The sequence below is a fragment of the Rhodococcus sp. EPR-147 genome (assembly GCF_001647185.1).
Taxonomy (GTDB): Bacteria; Actinomycetota; Actinomycetes; order Mycobacteriales; family Mycobacteriaceae; genus Rhodococcoides.
Map to the genome: position 1 here is coordinate 1 of NZ_LVCU01000263.1, position 9339 is coordinate 9339.

8 protein-coding genes are annotated in these 9339 nt (G+C 65.2%); 6 read left to right on the forward strand and 2 right to left on the reverse strand.

Features of this window, described 5'->3' with window-relative positions; translation table 11 throughout:
- Positions 1–58: 58 nt before the first annotated feature.
- Entirely contained in the window at positions 59–853 is a 795-nt protein-coding gene (locus A2J02_RS12690) for an ABC transporter permease (protein WP_373557666.1), read from the forward strand.
- Between the two features lie 55 nt (positions 854–908).
- Entirely contained in the window at positions 909–1913 is a 1005-nt protein-coding gene (locus A2J02_RS12695; protein ID WP_094641867.1) for a COX15/CtaA family protein, read from the forward strand.
- 139 nt (positions 1914–2052) lie between these two features.
- Here the strand turns inward: A2J02_RS12695 and A2J02_RS12700 are convergent, their stop codons facing one another.
- Complete coding sequence (locus tag A2J02_RS12700) at positions 2053–2424, reverse strand: hypothetical protein (protein ID WP_068050522.1); 372 nt, start codon at positions 2422–2424, stop codon at positions 2053–2055.
- Between the two features lie 136 nt (positions 2425–2560).
- Here A2J02_RS12700 and A2J02_RS12705 point away from each other — a divergent pair, with 136 nt between their 5' ends.
- Complete coding sequence (locus A2J02_RS12705; RefSeq protein ID WP_068050517.1) at positions 2561–3526, forward strand: quinone oxidoreductase family protein; 966 nt, start codon at positions 2561–2563, stop codon at positions 3524–3526.
- A gap of 24 nt (positions 3527–3550) precedes the next feature.
- Here the strand turns inward: A2J02_RS12705 and A2J02_RS12710 are convergent, their stop codons facing one another.
- Positions 3551–4558: a heme o synthase gene (locus A2J02_RS12710; RefSeq protein WP_068050518.1), complete on the reverse strand. Its 1008-nt coding sequence runs from the start codon at positions 4556–4558 to the stop codon at positions 3551–3553.
- 411 nt (positions 4559–4969) lie between these two features.
- Between A2J02_RS12710 and tkt the strand changes: the two genes are divergently transcribed.
- From tkt to zwf, 3 genes are all read left to right on the forward strand, one after another.
- Positions 4970–7069 carry a transketolase gene (gene tkt / locus A2J02_RS12715; protein ID WP_068050519.1) on the forward strand — a complete coding sequence of 700 codons (2100 nt, stop codon included), beginning with the start codon at positions 4970–4972 and terminating at the stop codon, positions 7067–7069.
- A gap of 3 nt (positions 7070–7072) precedes the next feature.
- On the forward strand, positions 7073–8197 hold the full coding sequence (gene tal, locus A2J02_RS12720; RefSeq protein ID WP_068050520.1) for a transaldolase: 1125 nt from the start codon (positions 7073–7075) through the stop codon (positions 8195–8197).
- 6 nt (positions 8198–8203) lie between these two features.
- A partial coding sequence (zwf, locus tag A2J02_RS12725; protein ID WP_068050521.1) for a glucose-6-phosphate dehydrogenase occupies positions 8204–9339 on the forward strand: 1136 nt, incomplete at its 3' end.

Sequence of the window (9339 nt, forward strand, 5' to 3'; positions counted from 1 at the left end):
AGCGCCGCCTCGAGGACGTGTTCCTCGAACTGACCGGCAGAGAATTGAGGAAGTGACCGTGCGCAGAGAAGCCCGGCTCGCCGACAACCGATTCGAGACAGGTCTGTTCGCGCCTCGCCCGCAGCCCGCGTCGGCTGCACGTATGTTGCTCGCGCAGACCCGCCTCGAGCTGAAGTTGTTGCTGCGCAACGGTGAACAGTTGCTGCTGACGATGTTCATCCCGATCACGTTGCTGATCGGATTGACCCTGCTGCCCTTCGGCGAGCTCGGCGTCGACCGAGTTGCCCGAGTGGTCCCGGCCGTGATGATGGTTGCCATCATGTCGACGGCGTTCACCGGTCAGGCGATCGCCGTCGGCTTCGATCGCCGCTACGGCGCTCTCAAGCGGCTCGGGGCGACACCACTTCCGCGGTGGGGCATCATCGGCGGCAAATCCGCCGCCGTGGTGATCGTGGTGATCCTGCAGTCGATTCTGCTCGGCTCGATCGGCGTCGCTCTCGGATGGCGCCCGAGCGCGACGGGGCTGTTGCTCGGTGCCGTCATCATCGCTCTGGGAACCGTCACCTTCGCGTCCATGGGGTTGCTGCTGGGCGGCACCCTGCGCGCCGAGATCGTGCTGGCGCTGGCGAACATCGCCTGGTTCGTGATGCTGGGCGTCGGAAGCGCTGTGTTCGTCGACGACCAGATCCCCCAGGGACTGCAGAACGTGGCACGCATCGTTCCGTCCGGCGCACTGGGTGAGGCACTGAGCAGGGGTGTGGCGTCGTCGTTCGACGTGTTCGGTGTGGTCGTACTGCTGGTGTGGGCTGCGGTGTGCAGCACGCTCGCCGTCCGCACGTTCAAGTTCACCTGAGTCACGCTCGCTACCCAACGACGCTGTGTAGTTGATCGGCGTTTACCATCGTGGAGTGCCTTACCTCCCACGGAAGCTCTATGGCGTATTCCTGCGCGTCGTCGATCTCCTGCCACTGCCGTCGCTTCGTGTGCAGCGAATTCTGGCTTTCATCGCGATCCTGACGCAGGGCGGCATCGCCGTCACCGGTGCAGTCGTTCGCGTCACCGGATCCGGTCTCGGTTGCCCCACCTGGCCGCAGTGCTTCCCCGGGAGCTTCACCCCCGTCGGAGTGTCCGAGGTGCCGATTCTGCATCAGGCCGTGGAGTTCGGTAACCGCCTGCTCACGTTCGTGGTCGTGCTCGCTGCTGCCGCTGTCGTCATCGCCGTCACCAGGGCGCGGCGTCGTCGCGGAGTGCTGTTCTTCGCGTGGCTGATGCCACTCGGTACCGTCGTGCAGGCCGTGATCGGTGGATTCACCGTGCTGACCGGACTGCTGTGGTGGACCGTCGCCGTTCACCTCGTCGTCTCGATGGCGATGGTCTGGCTGGCCACGCTGCTGTACGCCAAGGTGGGCGAGAGCGATGCGGCATCGGAGTCGACGCCGACGGTGCCCGGTGCTCTGCGAGCGCTGACGGGACTGTCCGGGATCGCTCTGGCGGGTGTGCTGATCGCGGGCACCATGGTGACCGGAGCTGGTCCGCACGCAGGTGACAAGAGCATCGAGGAACCGGTACCGCGCCTCGGTATCGAGATCGTGACGCTGGTGCACGCGCACTCGCAGTTCCTGGTCGGCTACCTGGCGCTGCTCGTCGGACTGGCCTTCGCCCTGTATGCCGTTCGCGCACCCAAGACTGTCACGTTTCGACTCAATGTCCTGATCGTTCTGGTGTTGGCACAGTCTCTGATCGGATTGGTCCAGTACTTCACCGGGGTTCCAGCCGTACTCGTCGCCTTCCATGTGGCCGGTGCGGGCGCGTGTACCGCCGCCACCGCTGCCGTCTGGGCGGCCTGCCGAACTCGCGGCCCGGCCGCGACCGACAAGATCGAGACCGCCGAGGACGTCGCAGTTCACTCGTGACGATCGATCGATCTTCGAACAGGGTGGAGGGGCAGCCGACCTCCCCCTCAGATGGCCGACTGCCCCTCCACTGACTTCGACGCACCGGGTGCCCAGATGGTTCCCGCTGAATCGAACAAGTTTTGCGACTTTTCTCCGCTCAGACGATCGCCTGGTTACGCGCCTTCGGGAACTTCTTCTGATGGGCTACCCACCCGGCCATCTTCTCGTGGTGTCCGGGTGCCGGATTGACCGAACTGGTCAACTCGCGGTCCCATTCGGCCTCGGTCAACTGGTCGAGACCGTCGACGATCGCGCGGGCGATGGCGGTCGTCGCCACCACCTGGTCCCCCAGAACTCCGTCGGCACCGACCATGGTGAGCCGAGTCCCGGCGCGACCGACCGGCTGAATCACCACGTTGGCAGAGTTGCCGTGGTCGGCGAGGAAGCTCTTCACCGCCGCAAGCGTTCCCTTGGGAACGTCGTTCGACTCGTTCTTCTCGATGCCCGCACTGTCGATTTCGGTAGCCATGCCGACACGATACCGAGGCCGTTCGCAGTCCCCGCATCGACCCGTCCAGTCGTTACTGATCGGTAACTTCGCCCGCGTGCGTACATCGAGCGGATCGATGCCACCGGGTGCGACGCGCCGGTGTAGAACGGACTTCATGCGTGCCATTCGAATAGACAACACCGGCGGACCCGAGGTCATGAACGTCGTCGATGTTCCGATACCGACGCCAGGACCTGCTCAACTCCTGGTCAGGACGGACGCCATCGGCATCAACTACATCGATACGTACTTTCGGCGCGGCCTGTATCCGCGCGCACTCCCCTACGTTCCCGGCGACGAGGGGTCCGGAGTGATCGATCAGGTCGGGGCGGACGTCACGGACTTTGCTCCGGGAGCTCGCGTCGCCTGGGCCGCAGCACCCGGCAGCTACGCCGAATACGTCCTGGTGGACGCTTCCTCGGCCATCGCGGTTCCCGACGGTGTTCCTGCCGATCAGGCCGCCTCGGCGCTGCTCCAGGGCATGACTGCGCATTACCTGATCGAGTCCACCTATCCCGCCGAGCGGGGCGACACAGTGCTGGTACATGCAGGCGCAGGTGGCGTCGGACTGTTGTTGACGCAGATGGCGGTGGCGAAGGGCGTGAACGTGATCACCACGGTCTCCACGGATGCCAAGGCCGAGCGGTCGACGCAGGCCGGTGCCGCCCACGTGTTGCGCTACGAGGACGACATCGCCGCCCGCGTGCGTGAGATCACCGACGGTGAGGGTGTCCATGCGGTGTACGACGGCGTGGGTGCCGACACGTTCGAGGCAAGTCTTGCGTCGCTTCGGATCAGAGGGACTCTGGCTCTGTTCGGTGCCGCGAGCGGTCCCGTCCCGCCCATGGATCCGCAGCGCCTGAACGGCGCGGGCTCCCTGTTCCTGACCCGGCCCACGCTCGCACATCACATCCGAAACCGGGCCGAACTGGAGTGGCGCGCCGGAGATGTGTTCGCAGCGATGGCCAGCGGCGCTCTGACGGTCGAGATCGGTGCGCAGTACGCGCTGGAGGATGCGGCTCGGGCCCACATCGATTTGGAGTCACGCAAGACGATGGGGTCCATCGTGCTGGTTCCCTGACGCCGACTGTGCCGGACGGCTCGCTCAGGAAAGGATCTGAGCGAGCGTCTGCCAGCCGAGAACGGAGTCGACGGCCAAGCCGCAGAACACCAGTGCCAGGTATTCGTTCGAGAGAATGAACAGCTTGAGCGGCTTGACCGGTGTTCCCGCACGCACGCCTGCGTAGAGACGGTGGGCCACGACGAGGAACCACACTCCCGACGCCACAGCGACGGCTGCGTAGACGATGCCCGAGCCCGGGGCCAACGCGAGCGTTGCGGCAACGGTGGCCCACGCGTAGAGCACGATGTGCTTGGTGACCTTCGTTTCCGAGGCGACAGCAGGCAGCATCGGCACGTTGGCGGCCTGGTAGTCCTCCTTGTAGCGGAGCATGAGTGCCCAGGTGTGCGGCGGCGTCCACAGGAAGATCACCAGGAACATCACCAGCGCCTGCCACCCGATCGTGCCGGTCACGGCGGACCAACCGATCATCACCGGCATACATCCGGCCGCGCCGCCCCACACCACGTTCTGCGAGGTGCGCCGTTTGAGCACGAGCGTGTAGACGAAAATGTAGAAGCAGATCGTCACGACGGCGAGCACACCGCTGAGCAGATTCGTGGTGGCCCACAGCCAGAAGAACGAGAACACACCCAGGACGAGCCCGAAGATCAGGGCGTGCGAGACGGGCATGGCACCGCGCGCGAGTGGGCGCTTCTCGGTGCGCTTCATCACCTTGTCGATGTCTGCGTCGACGACCATGTTCAGAGTGTTGGCGCTGGCTGCGGCCAGCATTCCGCCGAAGAGGGTGGTGAGGATCAGCCAGGGATCGACGTTTCCTCGGTCGGCCAGCAGCATCGCCGGAATGGTCGTGACGAGGAGGAGTTCGATGACCCGGGGCTTCGTGAGCGCGACATACGCAAGAAAGAGTGCGAGTGCTCTGCGCGGGGCGGACGTCGCCGGCGCGGCCTGCGTGGGCTCACCCTCGTCGTCTGCTCCGAATCCGGGGCCGCCGGCGAAACCGTGTCCGCCCGGCTGCTGCCCAATTCGCACTGCGTCTCCTCGCACGACTGTCGTTCTCTGGCACTCGGCCACTTGCTCGCATGCCACCGGCACGCGGGTTGACTCTTCATGGCGACACTTCGGCGCCTTCGCGCAAGCGCCGACCCCCGCGTTCACTACCGCGGCAGCCGACGAACGTACGCCTACTACGACCGATGGTAGACGGCTGGGTTTGCACCTCCAATTCGCAGGGCACCCAAAGTGAGGAATACGTCGCCTACGAGTAACCCGCGCGCAATCGCCCGGGGGAAGGCACGACAGTAGGGTCGGACGGAACTAGGCTGGTGGGGGACGTCCTTCGGCACCGACTGCGCGCGCGCTCCACCCAGGCGCATTGCAGCGGACGCCGAGCGACGATTCCTCGGAGCCACAACTCGAACGAATGTCAGGAGATTTCTGCTCGTGTCGATCACAGACGATATTGACGTCCTCACCACGGCGCACCACCCGAGCGACTGGACGGACCTGGACACCCGAGCGGTCGACACCGTTCGTGTTCTGGCAGCGGACGCAGTGCAGAAGGTCGGCAACGGCCACCCCGGAACCGCGATGAGCCTGGCCCCTCTCGCCTACACCCTCTTTCAGCGCACCATGCGCCACGATCCCACCGACACGCACTGGATCGGCCGCGACCGATTCGTCCTCTCGTGCGGTCACTCGAGCCTGACGCTCTACCTGCAGCTCTACTTGGGCGGCTTCGGACTCGAGCTCGCCGACATCGAGGCGCTGCGCACCTACAAGTCCAAGACTCCCGGGCACCCCGAGTTCCGCCACACCGACGGCGTCGAGATCACCACCGGCCCGCTCGGTCAGGGACTCGCCTCCGCCGTGGGTATGGCCATGGCGGCGCGCCGCGAGCGTGGCCTGTTCGATCCCGAGCCCGCACTCGGCGAGAGTCCGTTCGACCACTTCATCTACGTGATCGCCTCCGACGGCGACATCGAAGAAGGCGTCACGTCCGAGGCGTCGTCGCTGGCCGGTACGCAGCAGCTCGGCAACCTGATCCTGTTCTACGACGACAACAAGATCTCGATCGAGCACTCCACCGACATCGCCCTGTCCGAGAACACGGCCGCGCGCTACGAGGCCTACGGCTGGCACGTGCAGGTGGTCGAGGGCGGTGAGAACGTGACTGCCATCGAAGAGGCCGTCGAGGCTGCCAAGGCCGTCACCGACAAGCCGTCGATCATCGTCCTGCGCACCATCATCGGTTTCCCGGCCCCCACCATGATGAACACCGGTGCTGTTCACGGTGCCGCACTGGGCGACGAGGAGATCGCAAAGGTCAAGCAGGCACTCGATTTCGACCCCGCCAAGACGTTCGAGGTCACCGACGAGGTCATCGGCCACACCCGCAAGCTGCAGGAACGCGGCCGTAAGGCTCACGCCGAGTGGACCGTCGAATTCGACGCCTGGGCCGCGCGCGAGCCCGAGCGCAAGAAGCTACTGGACCGCCTGACCCAGGGCACGTTGCCCGAGAACTGGACCGACGTTCTGCCCACCTGGGAGCCCGGTAGCAAAGCCGTCGCGACACGTGCGGCGTCGGGCGAGGTCCTCAACGCCGTCGGACCTGTCCTCCCGGAGCTGTGGGGCGGCTCCGCCGACCTGGCCGGCAGCAACAACACCACGATGAAGGGTGCGAAGTCCTTCGGCCCCACGTCGATCTCCACCGACGACTGGGACGCCGAGCCGTACGGCCGCACGCTGCACTTCGGCATCCGTGAGCACGCGATGGGTGCCATCCTGTCCGGCATCGTCATGCACGGCCCGACCCGCGCATACGGCGGAACGTTCATGCAGTTCAGCGACTACATGCGGCCGGCAGTTCGACTCGCGTCGTTGATGGACATCGACCCCATCTACGTGTGGACGCACGACTCCATCGGCCTCGGCGAGGACGGACCGACGCACCAGCCGGTCGAGCATCTCGCGGCGCTGCGGGCGATTCCGAACCTGTCGGTGGTTCGCCCCGGTGACGCCAACGAAACCGCATTCGCATGGCAGGCCGTGCTGGCCAAGTCCAGCAGCAGCGGACCCGTCGGTCTCGCGCTGACGCGTCAGGGCATCCCGATTCTCGAGGGCACCAGCTACGAGGGCGTCTCGAAGGGTGGATACATTCTCGTCGAGTCGTCCAAGGCGACCCCGGACGTCGTCCTGATCGGCACCGGCTCCGAGCTGCAGTACGCCGTGGAGGCGCAGAAGCAGCTCGAGGCGCAGGGCATCGCCGCCCGCGTCGTCTCGATGCCGTGCGTCGAGTGGTTCGAGAGCCAGGATCAGAACTACCGCGATCAGGTGATCCCGCCCACCGTCAAGGCCCGGGTGTCGATCGAGGCCGGCATCGCGATGCCGTGGTGGAAGATCGTCGGTGGCTTCGGCGAGATCATCTCGCTCGAGCACTACGGCGAATCTGCCGACGCTGCAACACTTTTCCGCGAGTTCGGCTTCACGGCCGAGGCCGTCACCGCAGCCGCACAGCGCTCCATCACCAATGTGAAGGGATAATTCATGACCCAGAACAAGAATCTTGCAGAGCTCTCCGCCGCCGGCATCTCGGTATGGCTGGACGACCTGTCCCGCGACCGCATCCGCTCGGGCAACCTCCAGGACCTGATCGACACCACGAGCGTCGTCGGAGTGACCACCAACCCGTCGATCTTCCAGGCAGCCCTGAGCACGGGCGAGGCCTACGACGAGCAGGTGACCAAGCTCGCCGGTGAAGGTGCCGACGTCGAGACCACGATCCGCACGGTCACCACGGACGACGTCCGGGAAGCATGCGACATCCTGATGCCTCAGTACGAGGCGAGTGCAGGCGTCGACGGCCGGGTGTCGATCGAGGTCGATCCCCGCATGGCCCACGACGCCGACAAGACGTACGAGCAGGCCGTCGAGCTGTGGAAGATCGTCGACCGCCCGAACCTGCTCATCAAGATTCCGGCCACCGAGGCCGGAATTCCCGCAATCGCCAAGGTGATCGGCGAGGGCATCAGCGTCAACGTCACGCTGATCTTCTCCGTCGAGCGCTACGAGCTGGTGATGAACGCGTACCTCGAGGGTCTCGAGAAGGCCCGCGCGGCCGGTCACGACCTCGACAAGATCCACTCGGTCGCGTCGTTCTTCGTCTCCCGCGTGGACAGCGAGATCGATTCCCGACTCGATGCGATCGGCACTCCCGATGCCGAGGCGCTCAAGGGCAAGGCCGCGCTGGCCAATGCTCGTCTCGCATACGTGGCGTACCAGCAGATCTTCGAGGTCGCTCCTCGGTTCCGCGAGCTCGTCGGCAGTGGCGCACGTCCGCAGCGTCCGCTGTGGGCCTCGACCGGCGTCAAGTCCGACGCCTACCCCGACACCATGTACGTCACCGAGCTCGTCTCGCCGAACACGGTGAACACGATGCCGGAGAAGACCATGGACGCGGTTGCCGATCACGGCGAGATCGTCGGCGACACGGTCTCGGGCAAGGGACCGGAATCCCAGGAGATCTTCGACCGCATCTCGGCACTCGGTATCGACATCTCCGATGTCTTCCTGACGTTGGAGAACGAAGGCGTCCAGAAGTTCGAGGCTGCCTGGAACGAGTTGCTCGAGGCCACCGGCGAACAGCTTCGCCAAGCAGGTCAGAAGAGCTGACCGACTGTGCCCACCGCAGAAACCGAACCTCTCCACTCCGCGGACTGGCGCAACCCTCTCCGCGACGCCCGAGACAAGCGGCTCCCCCGTATCGCGGGCCCGTGCAGCATGGTCATCTTCGGGGTGACCGGCGATCTCGCGCGTAAGAAGCTCATGCCTGCGGTGTACGACCTGGCGAACCGGGGGCTGCTACCCCCCGGTTTCGCCCTGGTCGGATTTGCCCGGCGGGAATGGCAGAACCAGGACTTCGCCAAGATCGTGCACGATTCCGTGCGCGATCACGCGCGAACACCGTTCAGCGAGGAGGTGTGGAACACCCTCGCCGAAGGATTCCGGTTCGTCCAAGGCTCCTTCGACGACGACGCCGCGTTCGACGAGCTGTCACGAACACTGACCGAACTCGACGAGACCCGCGGCACCGGCGGGAATCACGCCTTCTATCTGTCCATTCCGCCGAGCGCGTTCCCGGTCGTCCTCGAGCAGCTGTCGCGCTCGGGCCTGGCGCAGAGCAAGGACGGCAACTGGAGACGCGTCGTCATCGAGAAGCCGTTCGGACACGATCTGCAGAGCGCGAAAGAGCTCAACGCGGTCGTGAACCGAGTGTTCCCCGAGGACACCGTGTTTCGCATCGACCACTATCTCGGCAAGGAGACGGTGCAGAACATCCTGGCACTGCGCTTCGCCAACCAGCTGTTCGATCCGATCTGGAATGCGCATTACGTCGACCACGTCCAGATCACGATGGCCGAGGACATCGGATTGGGCGGTCGCGCAGGGTATTACGACGGAATCGGCGCCGCCCGCGACGTCATCCAGAACCACCTTCTGCAGCTTCTCGCCATCACAGCGATGGAGGAGCCGGTGAGCTTCAACCCCAAGGAGCTGCAATCGGAGAAGATCAAGGTGCTCTCGGCCACCAAACTCGCCGAGCCACTCGATCGAACCTCGGCGCGCGGTCAGTATTCCGCGGGGTGGCAGGGCAGCCAGAAAGTGAAGGGCCTCAAGGAGGAAGAGGGCTTCGACTCCGAGTCGAACACCGAAACCTACGCCGCCATCACCCTGGAGGTGGATACGCGACGCTGGGGTGGGGTGCCGTTCTACCTTCGTACCGGCAAGGCACTCGGGCGTCGAGTCACCGAGAT